Here is an 18,172-nt window from a genome sequence, read left to right on the forward strand (position 1 = left end):
CTTTGGCTGTGCAGCGATTGAAACTAGTAGCGCCTGGACTCAACGGCAATGCTCGGGGCTGCTATAAGTCTGGAATGTTCGAGTTGGGGGACTCCAGATGGACGTGGCGGCAATGCTGGGAAGGCGGATTTGGGGAGCCGGGAGCGGGGCGGTTGCACCAGACGGACAGTTCAATCTCCTGCGCTGGTTCTCGCTGGTCAGCCTGGTGATCATCGGCACGGTGGCCATCGGTATCGGCACCGTTTCAACGCGGTTCCTGGTGAGCGAGAGTCTGGAGCGCGACGCCATGCTCTCGGCGCAATTCATCCAGACCCTGGCACTCGGGGAGATGCGCCACCACGGTTTGGAAGGCATGGAAATGGGCGATGTGCTGGTGCCCCATCACTACGGCATGCTCACCCACAGCACTGCGCAGAGCCGCGAACGCGCCCGTTCTGAATTCCTCGATCACCTGTCCCATGTGCCGGATTCTCTGCTGGCCACCATCTTCTCCCCCGATCGTACGGTGATCTGGTCCACCAATCCTGACCTGGTGGGGCAGCGCATCGAGGATGACGATGCGCTCGACGAGGCATTCCAGTCTGGCGGCCGCATTTCCGCCGAGTACCAGGATGTGGAAGAAGGCAGGGTGAAGCAGAAGTTCCTGCGCCCGCCGAAGATGTTCTTCATTGAGAACTACATCCCGCTCACCGACGCCGATGGCGAGGTAAAGGCCATGGTGGAAATCTACAAGGAGCCGGTAGACCTGATCGACCGCGTCAATCGTGGTTACCGGATGATCTGGCTGGCCACCGCCATCGGCGGCCTGCTGATGTATTTCGGGCTGTACTGGATCGTGCGGCGTGCATCGCTGCTTCTCGCGGCGCAACAGGCGCAACTGGTGGCCAACAGTACCTACGTGGGGCTGGGGGAGATGTCATCGGCTGTCGCGCACAGCCTACGCAATCCGTTGGCGTCCATTCGCTCAAGTGCCGAGCTGGCCCAGGAGATGGATGGGCCACAGGTGCGCAAATGCGTCGACGACATCATCACCCAGGTCGACCGCATGTCTGCCTGGGTGCGCGACCTGCTGCTTTGCCTGCGCCCGCTGCAGGGCGATTCGGAGCAGGTGGATCCGATGGAAGTTGTGCACACGACACTCGGTAACTTCGACCACCAGCTGTCGAAGTCGGCCATCGAAGTCGAATTCAGCGATATCGCCACCCCTCGGGTGGTCAGTCATCAGCTGCTGCTCGCCCAGGTGCTCAACAGCGTGGTCGCCAACGCCATCGAGGCAATGCCCAATGGCGGCCGCCTCAGCGTCACCGCGACACCTGACACCAGCGGGGAGTGGCTGCATCTGACGATCAAGGACACCGGCAAGGGCATGTCGCGGCAGCAGGAAATGATGGCCTTCAAGTCCTTCTACACCACCAAGCAGGGCGGCCTGGGCATCGGCCTGATCATGGTCAAGCAGATCATGGAGCGCTTTGGCGGCAAGGCCAGCCTGACCAGTCGCGAGAACGAAGGCACCAGCGTGTGCCTGAGCTTCAAGGTGGCGGAGCACGCCGCCTGAAGCTTCAGCCGAGGAGTTGGCGCAGCTCCTCGGCCATGGACATTGGCTTGAACGCACTGACCCTGGCCCTGCCGGTGTTCCCCAGCGGCACCCAGATTCGCGAGAAGAGCAGGGCGGCCGGCATGCGCAGGGCCTGGCCGAGCACTTCCCGGTAATCCCGTTGTTGCCAGCCGGCACGCAGCATCCACCAATGACTGCGAGTGTGTGCCAGTGGCAGGCGCTGCGTGAGGATGTGCGCGCGTTCGAGCCAGGGCCAGGCGCGCTGAGGATCGCCGGCATCGAGGGCCTGACTGGCTAGCTGGAAGGCCTGGTCGATGGCGATGCTTAGCTCGGTTTTCATGGTGGGCGTTCCTGCGGAGGGATAGTGGACGCAGTGAACACCCTGTAGTTACTTCAAGGTCAAGCGGCTCTTTTGCAGCGACGCATCCATGAATTGAGGGGCAGACCTGCAGTCTGCTTGGCGAATGAATTCGCCCCTGCAACAAACGCCTCAAGGCTGCCGCGCATAACTCTCTGTCAGCATTTCCCACTGATGCCCGTCCGGCTCGTTCCAGTAGACGATGGAGCCGCCATGTTCCTCGTCCACCCTGTGGTCGATCGGTCCGTGAACAGCGCTGCGATAGGCGATGCCCGCCGCCTTGATACGCCCCAGGATCGCCTCGAATTCTTTCGGGCTCACTCGGAAGCAGAAGTGGATCAGCGGAAACGGCTCACCCCATTCATCGAAGTCCAGCGTCAGCCCGTCGTTGACATAGACCGGCACGAACGGACCGATGCTGGTTTCCGACCAGGGCACATCGAGCAGTTCAGCAAGGAGTCTTGCTGAGCGCAGTTTGTCGCGCGCCGGCACCATCAGGTGGTCGAGTTGGATGGCCATGACAATCTCCGTGCAGGTTTGCGCCTTCCTCCCGATCTAACTGCAGCGCAGAAGCGCTACCTCCGCCAATCCGTCTGACGAGGGGGCAGTGCTGCTCGCTGGCGCGCAGGGCAGGGGCCGGGGTGAGGGGAGCAGGTTAGTGCGACAGCCTGTACGGCCTGTGTCAGAGGGTTCCCTTCATCGCGGAACCAGCTAACGCAGGCATAGGCGGCTCATTCGCCTGGGGCAACGTAACTCTCCCAGGCTCATGCCCGGCGGAACTGCTTGCGGTAGGCAGACGGGGAGATCGAGAAGGCTGCTGTGAAATGCCGACGCAGCGACACGGTAGAGCCGAAACCAACGATATCGGCGATGTGCTCCATCGGCTTGTCACTGGTTTCCAGCAGGCGCTGCGCCGCGGACAGGCGATGGCCGAGGAGCCATTGGGTCAGCGTGGCGCCGGTCCTGGCCTTGAAGCGCCGGGTAAAGTTGCGTCGGCTCAATCCTGCGCGACTGGCCAGTTGGTCCAGTCCCAGGGGCTGATCGAGGTGTTCGATCGCCCAGTCCAGGGCCTTGCTCAGCAGGTCGTTGCCAGTGGGCTTGGGCAGCGGCTGCTCGATGTACTGCGCCTGGTCGCCGTTGCGGCAGGGGGCGACCACCAGGCGTCGTGCCACGTTGTTGGCCACTTCGGCGCCGTGGTCCTGGCGCAGCAGGTGCAGGCAACAGTCAATGGCCGCAGCGGTTCCTGCCGAGGTGAGGATGTCGCCGTCGTTGTGGAACAGCGCCTTCTGGTCCAGTTGCACATTGGGGTACTTGCGGGCGAAGTCGCTGCCCCATACCCAGTGGGTGGAAGCCGTGCGTCCATCGAGCAAGCCTGCCTCGGCCAGCACGAAGGCGCCCAGGCACAGGCCCACGATGCGCGCGCCGCGCTGGTGCGCCATGCGCAGGGCCTCGAGGAGGGCTTCCGGCGGCCGCTCATCGGGGTCGCGCCAGGCAGGAATGATCACGGTATCGGCTTGAGCCAGCGCCGACAGGTCGTGTTGCACGGCCACATCGAACCCAGACAGAGTCGGCACAAGGCCGGTTCGCTCACCGCAGATCAGCAGGCGATAGCGGGCCACGCCCAGTCGGGCGAGGTTGTCGCCGAAGACGATGCAGGGCACCGAGAGATGAAACGAACTGATCCCGTCGAACGCGATCACCGCGATGGTGTGCTCTTCCATTGAGTTCCCGGCAGTCATTGATTTGGCCCAAAACGATCACTTGTTGGCTTCCGGCGTGCTTTCGGCCAATGCGTTGCTGCCGGAAGCTTTCACCACTTTCCGGCAATGGCCGGGAAAGAGCGTTGAAGCATACAGACGAGTGAGGCAAAACCATGAGTCACCCAACCATTCGCAACCTGACCGGCGCCGCCGCGCCCGAGTCCATCGACCCGACGCGCAGCGCGTTGCTGCTGATCGACTTCCAGAACGAGTACTTCACCGGCCGCATGCCGCTGCCGGACGGCGAGCGCGCCCTGCGCAATGCCCGGCGCCTCGCTGAGCACGCCGACCAGTCGGGCATTCCGGTATTCCACGTCCAGCATGTGACCCCGGCGGGCAGCCCGATCTTTGCCGAAGACAGTGCCAGTGGCGCCTTCCATCGTGATCTGCAGCCCGCAGCGCAGCACCGGGTGGTGCGCAAGACTTCGGTCAGCGTGTTCCCGACCACCGATCTCGATCAGCAGTTGCGTGATGCGGGCGTCGATACGCTGATCATCGCCGGCTTGATGACCCATGCCTGCGTGGCGGGCGCAGCACGCGATGCGGTGCCCCTGGGGTACTCGGTGCTGGTGGCTGGCGACGCCTGCGCCACCCGCGACCTGGACAGCGGCGATGGCGTCGATCACGCCGCCCTGCACCGCGCTGCGCTGGCGAGCATCGACGACACCTTCGGCGACATCCTCAGCACCGAACAGATCCTGGCGCTACAGCTGCGCTAGTCTCTCGCGCCGCACAGTGAGGGCCGGGCACGGCCTTCACTGCTCGCCACTACGCCTTGCTCTTCGGCTTGGGAGCCGTCTTGCTCCAGCGCCGCTCGATGGCGCCGCTCGATGCTGCCTTCAGCAGCCGCTTGAAGGTCGGGCACTCCGAATGGCTCGGGGCGGGGCAGGCGGCCGCATGGCGCAGGCCATCGCTCATGGCTTCCAGACGCTTGACCAGGGCATCGATCTCATCGGCCTTGGCCGCCAGCAGCTCACGGTCGATGTTCGGTTCGCCGTTGGGCGAGAACATTGAGCGGATCTCATCCAGGGATAAGCCGGCCGCCTGCCCGAGGGAGATCAGTGCCAGCTGGTCAAGGATGCCGGGCGCGAACCAGCGCCTGGTCCCTTGTTGGCTGAGGGATGTGATCAGCCCCTTCTTTTCGTAGTAGCGCAGCGTGGAGGAGGGGAGTCCCGTGCGTCGGGCGACCTCGGCAATGTCCATCTGTAGCCCCTTGACTTGAAGTTGACTTCAACTTGCAGAGTGAGCTCGACACTTCCCGTCGTCAACGAACAAGGGGCTCACATGAACGACATCATCAAGGTGGTCTGCATAGGAATCGGCGCCACCGCCGTCATGGACATCTGGCTGCTCTTTCTCAAGCGCCTGGGCGTTCCATCGCTCAACTTCGCCTTCATCGGGCGCTGGGTTGGCCACCTGCTACAGGGCCGCATCGCTCACGATGCCATTGCCAAGGCAGAACCCATTCCTGGTGAGCTGGCATTGGGCTGGGGTACCCATTACGCCATCGGCATCGGATTCGCGAGCTTGCTGGTGATGCTGGCCGGAACCGACTGGGCGGCCAACCCGACCCTGCTGCCTGCCGTACTGGTGGGCATGGGTACGGTCGTCGCGCCGTTGCTGGTGATGCAGCCGGCCATGGGTGCGGGCTTCTTCGCAAGCAAAACCCCAACGCCACTGAAGAACTGCCTGCGCAGCCTCGCCAACCACAGCGTCTTCGGCCTGGGGATGTTCCTCGCCGCCATCCTGGTGGACGGGATCGTCCGCTGATTTCCACCCTCGTCACCCCATCACGTGGAGCCGCACTTCATGAAAAAACTTGCCGTCATCTACCACAGCGCCCATGGGCACACTGAACACATTGCCCGGCAGATCTGCGAAGGCGCCCAGGACATGACCAATACCGAAGTCCACCTGCTCAGGGCGGACGACCTCGCCACGGCGCCTGATCAACTGTTGCAATTCGATGGATTCGTCCTGGGCTCGCCCACCTATTTCGGCGGCGTTTCCGGGGTCTTCAAGACGTTCATGGATGCCACAGGGCCGCTTTGGCGTGCCCAGAAACTGAAAGGGCGCCTGGCAGCCGGCTTCACCGTGTCGTCACTGGCGGCAGGCGATAAACAGTCGACCTTGATGGCGCTGTTCGTCTTCTCCATGCAGCACGGCATGCTTTGGGTGGGCAATCCCATCCTGCCAGAGCAGCACGCGGGTGTTCCTTACCAAGAAGCTGCCAACCGACTGGGTTCCTGGTCGGGTCTCATGGCCCAGTCCAGTCACTCGGCACCAGCCGACCAGTTCGCGCCGGGAGATGTGAAGACCGCAAGAATGTTCGGCCGGAACGTCGCCGAGGCCCTTCACCGGCTGAACGTGGAGGCAGTGTCATGATTCCCCGCCGTTTCGCCCCGCTGCTGTTCGGCCTGATCCTTTCCGGGCTCATGTCCCTGCTGGTGTCCGGCATCTCCACCTGGCGCGCCGCCGGGCCGGTGCCGGACTTTCCCGCGCTCTGGCTCGGTGCCTGGCTCATGGCCTGGCTGGTCGCCTTTCCCGTGGTGCTGCTGGTGTCGCCAATGGCGCGCCGGCTGGTGGAGGTGTTGGTAGGGAGGGGCTGAAGCACGTCACGAGGGCGTAGATTGAGTCGGGCGGCGTTCCGCGAGCGAAGCGAAACCCAACGCCTGGCGGATTGGCCCGCCTCAATTCAACCGATACTTCGCCAGCTCATCCTTGGTCAGCACGCGCATGCGCGTCGGCTCGATGCTGTTCATCTCGTCCAGCAGGCTCAGGGGGACGTTCATGTCCCTGAGGTAGGCGGTCGGGCTGTAGCCGACGCCGGTGGGGGCTGCGAGGGCGGAGTCGCCGTGGGGGAAGTAGGGGCGGTGCAGGCCCACGTAGCCGCGTACGGTCCTGGTGCGACCGGCGGCCAGCAGGTAGACGCAAGTCCCCTGGCACACACCGTCGGTGGGCACCATCACGTCGAATCCGGTTTCCCGCAGCAACCGGCCCATGCGGATGGCTTCGGTGACGCTGCCGCCGATGCTGTCCAGCAGCGCAAGCTTGCGGTCGAACTTGCCGGGGTTGGCACGCAGGCCCTTCATCAGCGCTTCGTAGTCACCGGGGGCGATGTCTTCCGAAACCTGCACGGCGAGTATCCGGCCCGCCTTGGTGTTCTGGACGGGCTGGACTTCCACCTTGGCGAAGGTGGCGGCCGAGCAAAGGGTGGCAAGGCAGAAGACGACGGCCCGGATTGCGGTACGGCTCATGGAGCAGGCTCTTTCTGGGGAACGGTTGGCGACGGTCGGAGAAGATACCGAAAAAAGGTGCCAAGTCTCCATATGACTTGAAAAGGGGCGTTCGTCGGGCGGGCAATCAGGGGGGATGAGGGGAAATTGCGGCAATATATGAGAGGCATTATCATTCGCGACTTTCTGTTTCCGGCTTCTCCCAATCCCCTAGATGCGCAAGCGCGAACACGGATTCTTCGAACATTATGAAGAGCTCATCGGCACCTGGACCCGCCGACTGAGAAGCCGCCATCGCGCCGAGGATTTCGCCCACGATGCATTCGTCCGGGTGCTGGAGACCGAGCAGGAAAACGTCAAGCAGCCCCGTGCCTACCTCCACCAGACGACCCGCAATATTGCGGTCGACCATTTCCGCCGCGAGGAACGCCGCGCCCAACTGGAGGTGGGCATCGCAGGTGACGGCGATGAGTCGAAGGATGATCCCGAATCCTATATGCACGCAGTCCAGTTGGCGGATTCCATCGAAAAGGCCCTGGCCGAATTGCCGGTGAACTGCCGCCAGGTGTTCGTCTGGCAGAAGCTCGAAGGGCTGAGCCAGGCCGAGATCGCCGAGCGCCTGGGGTTATCCAGGAACATGGTCGAGCGGTATATGATCCGCACCATTCGTCACCTGCGTGAGCGCCTGGATTTGAGCGCCACATGAACCGGAACCACCCCACAGGGCATCAAGCCCCGAGCCATGGACACCAACCGCAGCCTGATTCCCGCCATCTGGATGGCAGCCTGATGAAGCAAGCCGATTCCGCCGACTGCAAGGTGCGCGATGAAGCCGCCCGGTGGTTCAGTCGCAACCGCGACCCCGAGCAGGGCATCGACGAACGCCGCCTCTTTGAATCCTGGCTGGCGGCGGATGCGTCGCACCGATCCGAGTACCGCCTGCTGGAACGGATGTGGATCGCCGTCGATCTGATTCCCGAGCAACGCTTGCGTGAGTTCTGCACCGCAGAAGTCCGACCTCTACCGGTGCGGTCGCGCCGGCGCTTCCTGCAAGGCACGCTTGCCGCAGCGGCCAGTGTGGTGCTGGCGGGCGGCGCGACCTACGTTTTCGATCCGTTCTCGTTACGGGGCGAAAGCTACGCAACCCAATTAGGCGAACGCCGCCAGGTCACCCTGGCCGACGGCTCGACCCTCGACCTCAATGGACGCACCCGTATCACCGTTATCTACAGCGCAGACCGCAGGCTGGTGCGCCTGGAGGCCGGCGAAGCGATGTTCGGCGTGACGCCGGACAAGGCACGCCCCTTCGTGGTCGAGGCCGGAGCAGGTCGCGTCACCGTCACCGGCACTCGTTTCAATGTTCGCCGGGATGCGTCAGGCGTGCGCGTGGCCGTGGAGTCGGGGCGAGTGCTGGTCGTGGGCGAACAGGGCGAGGCCAGCCGTCCCCTGCTGGGCGGTGACGGGGTCCGGGTGGCGGCAGATGGCGTGGTCGGGCCTGTGCAGCGCATCGATATCGCGAGCATTACCGCCTGGCGCGAGGGCAAGCTGATCTTCAATGACGTGCCGCTCGCAGAAGTGGCGCAAGAGGTGTCCCGTTACCGGGAACTACCCCTGAGGGTTGTGCCGGAAGTGGCCGATTTGCGCTTCTCCAGCGTGTTCCGCGCCGATGATACAAACGCCTTGCTGGCGGCCCTTCCGCGCATCCTTCCGGTCAAGGTCAGGACCCTGCCTGACGGTTCAAGCGAAATAATTCCGTTTTAGATTCAGGTTTTTCTTCTGTCGTTCGTCTTCTCGTCCGACTCTTTGCGCCCAGTGAAGTGCAGGGCGCTTTCTTTCAGGACCGGACGAACGTGAACAACGAAGTAACGCAACAAGCTGTGTCGCCAGATTCCTCCCGCAAGACTCCCCGCACACAACGCTGGCTGCCCCTGAGCCTGGCCATCGCCCTGGCTGTCGGCAGCCTCGGCGCTGAAGCTGCCGAGCGCACTGAAGTCCATATTCCCGCGCAATCCCTGGCCGGGGCCCTGGGGCAACTGGGCAAGCAGACGTCGCTACAGCTGTTCTTCAGCCCTGACCTGGTGGCCGGCAAGCAGGCTCCCGCAGTGGATGGCAACCTGCTGCCGGAAGAAGTCCTCGCGACCTTGCTGCAAGGCAGTGGCCTGACCTTCGACCTCACCGACGGTACCGCCATCCTGCGTCGCGTCTCCAGCGAAGAGCAGGGCGCTTCGGCGATGGAACTGCCAGCTTCGAGCATCACCGTCGTAGGTGACTGGTTGGGTACTGCCGAAGATGCCGTGGTGCAGAACCATCCCGGAGCCCGCACCGTGGTGCGCCGCGAGGCGATGGTCGAGAAGGGCGCAATGAACGTGCGTGACGCCTTGCGCGCGGTACCCGGCGTGCAGGTCCAGGAGTCCAACGGTACCGGCGGCAGCGATATTGCCCTCAACCTCGGGGTGCGCGGCCTGACTTCGCGTCTTTCCCCGCGCTCCACTGTACTGATCGACGGTGTGCCGGCCGCCTTCGCTCCCTATGGCCAGCCGCAGCTGTCGATGGCACCGATCTCCATCGGTAACCTCGACAGCATCGACGTGGTCCGGGGCGCTGGCTCCGTGCGCTATGGCCCGCAGAACGTTGGCGGCGTAATCAACTTCGTGACCCGCGCCATCCCGGAGAAGTTCTCCGGCGAAGTCGGCACCACCATGGAAGACACCGCCCACGGTGGCTGGAAGTACCTCAACAACGCTTTTCTCGGCGGTACCGCCGACAACGGCATCGGCGCCGCGCTGCTCTACTCGGGCGTGAACGGTGACGGTTACCGCGACGGCAACAACAACAACGACATCGACGACGTCATGCTCAAGACCCACTGGGCGCCTACCGAGCAGGACGACATCTCGCTGAACTTCCATTACTACGATGCCACCGCCGACATGCCGGGCGGCCTCACCCAGGCGCAGTACGATGACAACCCATTCCAGTCCGACCGCGACTGGGATGACTTCAGTGGCCGTCGCAAGGACGTCTCGCTGAAGTACCTGCGCCAGATCGACGACGTCACCCAGTTCGAAGTCCTGACCTACTACAGCGACAGCTTCCGTGGCAGCCATATCGCCAGCCGCGACAAGGCTTTCCTGAGCTCCTTCCCGCGCAGCTACTACACCTACGGCTTCGAGCCGCGTGTTTCGCGCATCTTTTTCGCCGGTGACAGCACTCACGAAGTGGGTGTTGGCTATCGCTACCTGAAGGAAGCCATGCACGAAGAGACCAGCCGCGTGCGTTTGGTGAACAACGTGCCGACGCCCACTACCGGCCCATCGGCAGACGGTCACGTCTACCAGGACCGCACCGGTGGAACCGAGGCCAATGCCTTCTACATCGACGACAAGATCGATGTCGGCAACTGGACCATCACCCCCGGAGTGCGCTTCGAGAGCATCAACACCGACTGGCATGACCGCCCGGTGCGCGGCACCAACGGTGTGCCGGTGCAGGAGAAGAACCGCAGCAAGGATTACAACGAGCCGCTGCCGGCTATCAGCGTGATGTATCACCTCTCCGATGCCTGGAAGCTGTTCGCCAACTACGAGACCTCGTTCGGCAGCCTGCAGTATTTCCAGATCGGCCAGGGCGGCATCGGCGACAGTACTGCCAATGGCCTGGAGCCTGAGAAGGCCAAGACCTACGAGGTCGGTACACGTTACAACGGCGACACCTGGGGCGGCGAAGCGACGCTGTTCTACATCGACTTCGACCATGAGCTGCAGTACATCAGCAACGACGTGGGCTGGACCAACCTGGGCGCCACCAAGCACCAGGGCCTGGAATTGTCCGGCCACTACAACCTGGATGAACTGCTTTCCGGCCTGAGCCTGACCGGCACCTACACCTTCACCCGTGCCACCTACGAAGGCGACATCCCGGGCTTCAAGACCCGTGACCTGCCGTTCTACTCGCGTCATGTGGCCAACGTCGGCCTGCGTTACCAGGTCGATCGCTGGACCTACAACTTCGACGGCTACGCCCAGTCCGGCCAACGCGCACCGGGCACCGGTATCGATGCCAACGGCAACTTCACCGGCGACTACATCACTGAACCGACCGCCGATGGCCAGTTCGGCGACATCCCCGGCTACGTGACCTGGAGCGCCCGCGGTGCCTATGACTTTGGCGAACAGCTGTCCAACCTGAAGCTGGGTGTGGGGGTGAAGAACATCTTCGACAAGCAGTACTTCACCCGTTCCAGCGACAACAACGCGGGCATCTACGTCGGCCAGCCGCGCACCTGGTACATCCAGGCCAGCGTAGGGTTCTGACGCGAGGGCATTAATCTCCTGTGGGGCGATTTCAATCGCGAGTGAACTCGCTCCCACAGTAGAACCCGTGCTCTAGCCAGTCTGCGTCGAGCAACTCCCTCCTCAAACCGTTGGGCAGACCTTTGGTCTGCCTGGCGAATGAATTCGCCCCCACCGGAAATCCATCCCCCAGCCGGTCTCAGTCCCAATCATCCGGCTTCTTGTCCTTGCTCGGCGCCTTGTCGCTGATGCGTTTCACGTCTGCCGCCGGAACCTGCTCCGGCGGCTGGCTCGGGCCCTGGGGTTTGGGCGCGGGCGTGCGTACGTTGGGGTCGCTGTTCATCACGGGCACCTCCGGTTTCTCTGTCTCGTAAGCCCAGCACATGGTGGCGTATCGCGCTGGCCACTGGTCGCCCGGCGGGTTTCATCGGCTGGACGCTGCCTTTGCCAAGGCAGGGCCTAGACTGGAAGCCATCGCCACAAGGAGGCAGGGCCATGAGCAGCAACGTTGACCTGAACCAGCGACCACCCTACGACCCGGTGATCGAGACCATTGCGGACTACGTGCTGAATTACCGGGTGGAGTCTGCGGAGGCGCTGGACACGGCCCGCAACTGCCTGATGGACAGCCTCGGTTGCGCACTGATGGCATTGCGCTTTCCCGAGTGCTCCAAGTTGCTCGGACCACTGGTCGAAGGTACCCAGGTTCCCCAGGGTGCAAGGGTGCCGGGCACCGCCTACCGGATGGACCCGGTCAAAGCGGCCTGGGACCTTGGCGCGATGATCCGTTGGCTGGACTTCAACGACACCTGGCTGGCAGCGGAGTGGGCGCACCCGTCCGACAACCTGGGTGGCATCCTTGCGGTGGCCGACCACCTGTCGCAAAGGCGCGTGGCCAGGGGCGAGTCGCCGCTGAGCATGCGCCTGGTGCTGGAGGCCATGGTCAAGGCCCATGAGATACAGGGCGTCATGGCCCTGGAGAATTCCTTCAACCGCGTCGGGCTGGATCACGTGGTGCTGGTCAAGCTGGCGTCCACCGCGGTCTGCGCCTGGTTGATGGGCGCCAGTCGCGAGCAGATGCTCTCGGCCATCTCCCATGCCCTGGTGGATGGCCAGGCCCTGCGCACCTACCGCCATGCGCCAAATGCCGGTTCGCGCAAGTCGTGGGCGGCGGGTGATGCCACCAGTCGGGGAGTACGCCTGGCCGATATCGCCATGCGGGGCGAGATGGGTGTCCCCGGCGTGCTCAGTGCACCCCAATGGGGCTTCTACGACGTGTCCTATAGCCACACCAACAAGGACCTGGCCACCAAGCCACTGGAAAAACACCACTTCAGCCTGCCGCAGGCGTTTGGCAGCTACGTGATGGAAAACATCTTGTTCAAGGTCAGCTATCCCGCCGAATTCCACGGCCAGACAGCCTGCGAAGCGGCGGTGCGGTTGCACCCCCTGGTGCGCAATCGCATCACGGAGATCGACCGCATCGTCATCACCACCCAGGAATCGGCCATTCGCATCATTTCCAAGGAAGGCGCCCTGGCCAACGCAGCCGACCGCGACCATTGCCTGCAGTACATGACTGCGGTTGCCCTGGCCTACGGCGACCTGACGGCCGAGCACTACGAAGATGACTTCCACCAGTCCCATCCGATCATCGACCGCCTGCGCGAATGCATGGAGGTGGTCGAAGACCCACGTTACAGCCGTGAGTACCTGGAGGCGGACAAGCGGTCCATCGCCAATGCCGTGCAGGTTTTCTACAAGGACGGCCGTCACACCGAGAAGGTGGAGGTTGAGTACCCCATGGGCCATCGTCGCCGGCGCAATGAGGGCATGCCGTTGCTGGAAAACAAGTACAAGGCCAGCCTGGCGACCCGCTTTGCCCCCCATCGCTGCGCGCAAATCCTGACCTTGTGCAAGGACCAGGCGGCCCTGGAGGCGATGCCGGTCGACCGTTTCGTGGAACTCTTCGTTGGCTAGATGACCCAGTGTGAAGGGAGCCCGGACCGGAACTCCCTGGCGGGGCTCGCCGGTTATTCACCTGCGAGGCTCCAATGCAGTCGCATCAATCGTCGTAATGGTCGCGCCCGCGGCACACCTTTTCCTTGTCGAAGACTTCTCTGGACGCGTCGATGCGTACCCGACAGGGACCGTCACGGTAGTCGCGGTGCCAGTCGCCACGGCGCCAGGTCTTGCCGCGTCCGTCCGGGCAGCGGATGACCTTCCGGTAGTAGCCGCGGTCGGTAATCTCCTTCACCCGGCAGGGGCCGTCGCGGTAGTGCTCGACCCGGCCATCATCCCTGTCCCGTCTGTGGTCGGCCTGGGCACTCTGCACGGTGCCGGCAAGGGTTGCGACCAGAATGAACACACCCACTAGCGGGCCTGTTTTCATTGCTTTACCTCGATTCCGATACGACTGGAGTTGGCCAGTGACCACGCGCTCATCGCGATACTCGACCTGGCGACGATTAAGACCGCGCGGCGGCAGTTTTGCTCCGTGGTGCAGCGCGTCCGAACGAGGTACGGGGGAGGGTGGTCATACCTATACTTATGGAACCTGGGCCGACTGGCCCACGGGGCGGGCAAACCTTCATGAGCGCTGCGCAAGTTCCCCTTGGAATCCGAGTGGAACAGGTGCCCGGCAGGCTCCTCGGAACCCCGGGTATGCTGCTTTCGATGTTGATCGTCATCCTTGCGCTGACGCTCGGCGGGTGCGCGTCGAAACCGGTACCACCTCCGGTGGTGGTCTCCCAGGCCACCTGGCGACAAGTTGACCGGGACATCGCAGCCGCCTCGCTTGCCGCCACCAGCCAGGCCCGTCGCTACGCCCAGGACTCCATGGATCACTGGATGGACCTGATCTACCAGCGAACCGATAGCGAGTTCCTCCCCTGGTTCTCCAGTTTCTGGACCCGCAAGTGGCTGAGCATGAAAGTGGGCTGGTATCGCCTGAGCTCTGACGGCGAACGGGAACAAACGGTGAACCGGCTGGCCGCCTACCTGCAGGAGGAATACGACGAGCAGGTGCTGCAGCCGGTTGCCCGCGAACTGGATCCGGACGACATCATGGAGCAGACCACGCGTACCTACGTCCAGCAGCTCGACGAACGCCTGCAACTGATACCCCAGCGTTTCGGCGTGCCCGGCGACCAGTTCAACCAGCATTTACAGCAGATCCCGGCCATCGAAATGGCGCCTCCGGGCAAGAGTGCCTCCCTCTACCAGGTCCTTAGGGCTGACCCGCTGGAGGAACTGCCGGCCTATGCCTCGCTCATGGACCGGATTCGCAATGCGCCGAGCGGCGCCGGCGCCTGGACTACCGACGACGGGTTGTCGCGCATCACTCGCGACACCAGCGCGCAGCTGGAGTCGGAATTGGCTACCAGCGGTGCCGCCAGTGTCGTCACCAGCTTCATGGGGCGAGTCGCGGGGCCTGTGTTGTCCCTTGGCTTCACTGGTATCAGCGCCATGCTCCACGAGGAAGGGCGGGCTGATCGTGAAGCCACCTTGCGCAAGAGCCTCAACGAAGCCTTCGACGAAGAATGGCTGGAGATGATGCGCAATCCGGAAGTGGGTGTGATGGCCGGGGTGATCCACTTGTCCGGGCAGGTGGAAGGCAGCCTGACGCAAATCAGGACCCAGCCCATCCAGTTCCAGCCGCTGCCGCGAGTGATGCCTGCCGAGTAAACTGCCAATTCGTCGGCCGGGGGCTGGCGCTACTCCCTGGATTCCACCTGTCGAACACCGATTGCACCACTGAGTTTCGCGGCGCGACCGGTGCTTTTCCGCTGCGCGGTTGTGCCTGTCACGAAATGCGAAGCAGCTGACGCCCTATGAGAAGCAGCCGCAGGGGGGGATGCCTAGAGTCCAATCCATGGGTCCGTGACCCGACTACAAGAATCCAGATTGGAGATAAGGCATGGCCAAAGCGGTTCGGTTTTATGAAGCTGGGGGGCCGGAAGTACTTCGTTATGAAGAGGTCGAGGTTGCTGATCCTGGTCCGGGCGAAGTTCGTATTCGCCACGTCGCCGTGGGCCTGAACTACGCCGACACCTATTTCCGCAACGGTACCTATCCCATTCCGCTGCCCAACGGCATTGGCGTCGAAGCCGCCGGTGTGGTCGTGGCGGTCGGCGCGGGCGTGACCAATGTCGCCCTGGGCGACCGGGTCACCTACACCGGCTTCCTGAACACCCTCGGCGCCTACAGCACCGAGCGCCTGGTGTCTGCCGCGCCGCTGATCAAGCTGCCCGAGACCATCGCCTTCGAAACCGCCGCGGCCATGACCATGCGCGGTCTGACCTCCGCCTACCTGATGCGTCGCATCTACGACTTCAAGGAAGGCGACAGCATCCTCCTGCATGCCGCTGCCGGCGGTGTCGGCCTGATCGTCTCGCAGTGGGCGAAGCTGCTCGGCTTGACCGTGATCGGCACCGTGTCCACCGAGGCCAAGGCGGAAGTCGCCCGCTTCCATGGTTGCGATCACGTTATCAACTACAGCGAAGAAGACATCGCCCAGCGTGTGCGTGAACTGACGGGTGGCCGCGGCGTCGACGTCGTGTTCGACAGCGTGGGCAAGAACACCTTCAACGCGTCCCTGGATTCGCTCCGCCGCCGCGGCCTGCTGGTGTGCGTCGGTACTGCGTCGGGTCCCGTACCAGCCTTCGATCCGGTCCTGCTGGCCATGAAGGGTTCGCTGTTCGTCACCCGTCCGGCCCTGGCCGACTACATTGCCGACCCGGCGGAGAAGGCTGAGCTGGTGGGCGAGCTGTTCGATCACGTCGGCAGCGGTCGCATCAAGATCGATATCAACCAGCACTACGCGCTGGAAGATGCGGTCCAGGCCCATCGGGATCTTGAATCGCGCAAGACCACCGGTTCGTCCATCTTCGTCATCTGAGGTCGCTGGCCATGAAAGTCGAGCAACTTACTTGCGCCATCGGCGCCGAAATCAGCGGTGTGAACCTGGGCGATGCTTCCCGTGACGACGGCCTGTTCGCCGAAATCAAGGCGCTGCTGCTCAAGCACAAGGTGCTGTTCCTGCGCGACCAGAAGATCAGTCGTGCCGAGCACGTGGCCTTCGCCCGCCGCTTCGGCGAGCTGGAAGACCATCCGGTGGCCGGCAGCGATCCGGAACACCCGGGCCTGGTCCGTATCTACAAGGACCCGGATCAGCCCAACGACCGCTACGAGAACGCCTGGCACACCGATGCCACCTGGCGCGACGCACCGCCCATGGGCTGCGTGCTGCGCTGCGTGGAGTGCCCGCCGGTCGGTGGCGACACCATGTGGGCGAACATGGCGTTGGCCTACGAAAAGCTGCCTGAAGACGTGAAGCAGCGTATCGAGGGCCTGCGCGCCCGCCACAGCATCGAAGCGAGCTTCGGTGCGGCCATGCCCGCCGAGAAGCGCCTGGCGCTCAAGGCCATGTACCCGGACGCCGAGCATCCGGTGGTGCGCATCCACCCGGAAACCGGCGAGAAGGTGCTGTTCGTCAATGCCTTCGCCACCCACTTCACCAACTTCCACACGCCTGAGCGCGTGCGCTACGGCCAGGACTACAGCATGGGCGGCAGCGACCTGCTGCGCTACCTGGTCAGCCAGGCCTACATCCCGGAATACCAGGTGCGCTGGCGCTGGCAGAAGAACAGCGTGGCGATCTGGGACAACCGCTCTACCCAGCATTACGCCGTGATGGATTACCCGCCCTGCGTTCGCAAGATGGAACGCGCCGGAATCATCGGCGACAAGACTTTCTGACCACTGATCCGTCCGGCCGGAACTATCCGGCCGGGGTCCCCTGAACAAGAACTTACCGAGGACACCCACCATGCAATTCTTCGACGATTCCCTGCACCCTGAAAATATGGAAAAGGTGGTCATCACCGTGGCGCCCTATGGCCCCGAGTGGATGCCGGCAGACTTCCCGGAAGACATCCCGGTGACCATGGACGAGCAGGTCCAGAAAGCCGTCGATTGCTATGAAGCGGGCGCCACTGTGCTGCACCTGCACGTGCGTGAACTCGATGGCACCGGCTCCAAGCGCCTGTCCAAGTTCAATGAACTGATCGCCGGTGTGCGTGAAGCCGTGCCGGACATGATCATCCAGGTGGGCGGCTCCATCTCCTTCGCCCCCGAGGGCGAAGGTGAAGCAGCCAAGTGGCTGTCCGACGACACCCGCCACATGCTGGCCGAACTGACTCCGAAGCCGGACCAGGTCACCGTGGCCATCAACACCACCCAGATGAACATCATGGAGCTGCTCTATCCGGAGTACCTGAAAGGCACCTCCCTGGAGAACCCGGTCTACCAGGCCGCCTACAGCGAAATGACCGTGCCTGCCGGCCCGGCCTGGGTCGAGGAACACCTCAAGCGCCTGATGGCCAACGGCATCCAGCCGCACTTCCAGCTCACCGGCATGCATGCTCTGGAAACCCTCGAGCGCCTGGTGCGCAAGGGTGTCTACAAGGGTCCGCTGAACCTGACCTGGATCGGCATTGGTGGCGGCTTCGATGGCCCCAACCCGTTCAACTTCTTCAACTTCATTCACCGCGCCCCGAACGGTGGCACCCTCACCGCCGAGTCGCTGCTGAAGAACGTCCTGCCGTTCAACACCATGGCGCTCGCGATGGGCCTGCACCCGCGTGTCGGCATCGAGGACACCATCATCGACCAGCACGGCAAGCGCTTCTCGTCCGTGCAGCAGATCCAGCAGACCGTGCGCATCGCCCACGAACTGGGTCGCGAAATCGCGTCCGGCAAGGAAGCGCGCGAGATCTACAAGATCGGCGTCGAGTACAAGGACGTGGAAGAGACCCTGCGCATGAACGGTATGGCACCGAACCGCCAGCCGGGTCAGAAACACGTGCCCATGCGTACCTGACCGGCGTAGCCAGAAGGGCCGGCCCACAAAGTCGGCCCCGGCGGGGCGCTAACCGCGCTTCCGCCAGCTAGCGTGACAAAAACAACTA

At 63.4% G+C, this 18,172-nt stretch carries 20 protein-coding genes; 13 read left to right on the forward strand and 7 right to left on the reverse strand.

Features of this window, described 5'->3' with window-relative positions; all coding sequences use genetic code 11:
• Positions 1–97 precede the first annotated feature (97 nt).
• On the forward strand, positions 98–1,555 hold the full coding sequence (locus D6Z43_RS04710; RefSeq protein WP_120650837.1) for a HAMP domain-containing sensor histidine kinase: 1,458 nt from the start codon (positions 98–100) through the stop codon (positions 1,553–1,555).
• Positions 1,556–1,559: 4 nt separating this feature from the next.
• Here D6Z43_RS04710 and D6Z43_RS04715 read toward each other — a convergent pair whose 3' ends face one another.
• The 3 genes from D6Z43_RS04715 to D6Z43_RS04725 form a co-directional block, all read right to left on the reverse strand.
• Entirely contained in the window at positions 1,560–1,895 is a 336-nt protein-coding gene (locus D6Z43_RS04715; protein WP_120650838.1) for a DUF3703 domain-containing protein, read from the reverse strand.
• A 150-nt stretch (positions 1,896–2,045) separates the two neighbouring features.
• Positions 2,046–2,432 carry a VOC family protein gene (locus tag D6Z43_RS04720; protein WP_120650839.1) on the reverse strand — a complete coding sequence of 129 codons (387 nt, stop codon included), beginning with the start codon at positions 2,430–2,432 and terminating at the stop codon, positions 2,046–2,048.
• A gap of 245 nt (positions 2,433–2,677) precedes the next feature.
• Positions 2,678–3,634 carry a GlxA family transcriptional regulator gene (locus tag D6Z43_RS04725; protein ID WP_218569236.1) on the reverse strand — a complete coding sequence of 319 codons (957 nt, stop codon included), beginning with the start codon at positions 3,632–3,634 and terminating at the stop codon, positions 2,678–2,680.
• A 152-nt stretch (positions 3,635–3,786) separates the two neighbouring features.
• Here D6Z43_RS04725 and D6Z43_RS04730 point away from each other — a divergent pair, with 152 nt between their 5' ends.
• The gene (locus tag D6Z43_RS04730) at positions 3,787–4,392 is read left to right on the forward strand and encodes a cysteine hydrolase family protein (RefSeq protein WP_120650841.1); all 606 of its coding nucleotides are present in this window, start codon (positions 3,787–3,789) and stop codon (positions 4,390–4,392) included.
• Between the two features lie 49 nt (positions 4,393–4,441).
• Here the strand turns inward: D6Z43_RS04730 and D6Z43_RS04735 are convergent, their stop codons facing one another.
• Positions 4,442–4,876 carry a helix-turn-helix domain-containing protein gene (locus tag D6Z43_RS04735; RefSeq protein WP_120650842.1) on the reverse strand — a complete coding sequence of 145 codons (435 nt, stop codon included), beginning with the start codon at positions 4,874–4,876 and terminating at the stop codon, positions 4,442–4,444.
• Positions 4,877–4,957: 81 nt separating this feature from the next.
• Between D6Z43_RS04735 and D6Z43_RS04740 the strand changes: the two genes are divergently transcribed.
• The 3 genes from D6Z43_RS04740 to D6Z43_RS04750 are packed head-to-tail and all read left to right on the forward strand — an operon-like array spanning position 4,958 to position 6,282.
• On the forward strand, positions 4,958–5,443 hold the full coding sequence (locus D6Z43_RS04740) for a DUF2938 domain-containing protein (protein WP_120650843.1): 486 nt from the start codon (positions 4,958–4,960) through the stop codon (positions 5,441–5,443).
• Positions 5,444–5,482: 39 nt separating this feature from the next.
• On the forward strand, positions 5,483–6,058 hold the full coding sequence (locus D6Z43_RS04745) for a flavodoxin family protein (protein ID WP_120650844.1): 576 nt from the start codon (positions 5,483–5,485) through the stop codon (positions 6,056–6,058).
• A complete protein-coding gene (locus tag D6Z43_RS04750; RefSeq protein WP_120650845.1) occupies positions 6,055–6,282 on the forward strand; it encodes a DUF2798 domain-containing protein in 228 nt (75 codons plus the stop codon). Before D6Z43_RS04745 ends, D6Z43_RS04750 begins: the two co-directional genes overlap by 4 nt.
• Before the next feature lie 81 nt (positions 6,283–6,363).
• On the opposite strand, the gene D6Z43_RS04755 is transcribed toward D6Z43_RS04750, so the two are convergent.
• A complete protein-coding gene (locus D6Z43_RS04755; protein ID WP_120650846.1) occupies positions 6,364–6,930 on the reverse strand; it encodes a hypothetical protein in 567 nt (188 codons plus the stop codon).
• A gap of 193 nt (positions 6,931–7,123) precedes the next feature.
• Between D6Z43_RS04755 and D6Z43_RS04760 the strand changes: the two genes are divergently transcribed.
• The 3 genes from D6Z43_RS04760 (at position 7,124) to D6Z43_RS04770 (ending at position 11,222) form a co-directional block, all read left to right on the forward strand.
• Positions 7,124–7,615, forward strand: coding sequence for a sigma-70 family RNA polymerase sigma factor (locus tag D6Z43_RS04760; RefSeq protein WP_120650847.1), 492 nt, complete (start codon positions 7,124–7,126; stop codon positions 7,613–7,615).
• Positions 7,616–7,698: 83 nt separating this feature from the next.
• Complete coding sequence (locus D6Z43_RS04765) at positions 7,699–8,670, forward strand: FecR family protein (protein ID WP_120650848.1); 972 nt, start codon at positions 7,699–7,701, stop codon at positions 8,668–8,670.
• Between the two features lie 116 nt (positions 8,671–8,786).
• On the forward strand, positions 8,787–11,222 hold the full coding sequence (locus D6Z43_RS04770; RefSeq protein WP_120655187.1) for a TonB-dependent receptor: 2,436 nt from the start codon (positions 8,787–8,789) through the stop codon (positions 11,220–11,222).
• A 178-nt stretch (positions 11,223–11,400) separates the two neighbouring features.
• Here D6Z43_RS04770 and D6Z43_RS27780 read toward each other — a convergent pair whose 3' ends face one another.
• On the reverse strand, positions 11,401–11,544 hold the full coding sequence (locus tag D6Z43_RS27780; RefSeq protein WP_162945806.1) for a hypothetical protein: 144 nt from the start codon (positions 11,542–11,544) through the stop codon (positions 11,401–11,403).
• 152 nt (positions 11,545–11,696) lie between these two features.
• Here D6Z43_RS27780 and prpD point away from each other — a divergent pair, with 152 nt between their 5' ends.
• Positions 11,697–13,181, forward strand: coding sequence for a 2-methylcitrate dehydratase (gene prpD, locus D6Z43_RS04775; RefSeq protein WP_120650849.1), 1,485 nt, complete (start codon positions 11,697–11,699; stop codon positions 13,179–13,181).
• A gap of 85 nt (positions 13,182–13,266) precedes the next feature.
• Here the strand turns inward: prpD and D6Z43_RS04780 are convergent, their stop codons facing one another.
• Positions 13,267–13,593 (reverse strand): hypothetical protein, encoded by a 327-nt coding sequence (locus D6Z43_RS04780; protein ID WP_120650850.1) that lies wholly within the window; start codon positions 13,591–13,593, stop codon positions 13,267–13,269.
• A gap of 272 nt (positions 13,594–13,865) precedes the next feature.
• On the opposite strand from D6Z43_RS04780, the gene D6Z43_RS04785 reads away from it, so the two are divergent.
• The 4 genes from D6Z43_RS04785 (at position 13,866) to D6Z43_RS04800 (ending at position 18,084) form a co-directional block, all read left to right on the forward strand.
• Positions 13,866–14,888: a hypothetical protein gene (locus tag D6Z43_RS04785; RefSeq protein ID WP_256660947.1), complete on the forward strand. Its 1,023-nt coding sequence runs from the start codon at positions 13,866–13,868 to the stop codon at positions 14,886–14,888.
• Between the two features lie 232 nt (positions 14,889–15,120).
• The gene (locus D6Z43_RS04790; RefSeq protein ID WP_120650851.1) at positions 15,121–16,101 is read left to right on the forward strand and encodes a quinone oxidoreductase; all 981 of its coding nucleotides are present in this window, start codon (positions 15,121–15,123) and stop codon (positions 16,099–16,101) included.
• An 11-nt stretch (positions 16,102–16,112) separates the two neighbouring features.
• The gene (locus tag D6Z43_RS04795) at positions 16,113–16,961 is read left to right on the forward strand and encodes a TauD/TfdA family dioxygenase (RefSeq protein ID WP_120650852.1); all 849 of its coding nucleotides are present in this window, start codon (positions 16,113–16,115) and stop codon (positions 16,959–16,961) included.
• 70 nt (positions 16,962–17,031) lie between these two features.
• Positions 17,032–18,084: a 3-keto-5-aminohexanoate cleavage protein gene (locus D6Z43_RS04800; protein ID WP_120650853.1), complete on the forward strand. Its 1,053-nt coding sequence runs from the start codon at positions 17,032–17,034 to the stop codon at positions 18,082–18,084.
• The last annotated feature ends 88 nt before the right edge of the window (positions 18,085–18,172 follow it).

The organism is Pseudomonas sp. DY-1 (genome assembly GCF_003626975.1).
Lineage (GTDB): Bacteria > Pseudomonadota > Gammaproteobacteria > Pseudomonadales > Pseudomonadaceae > Metapseudomonas.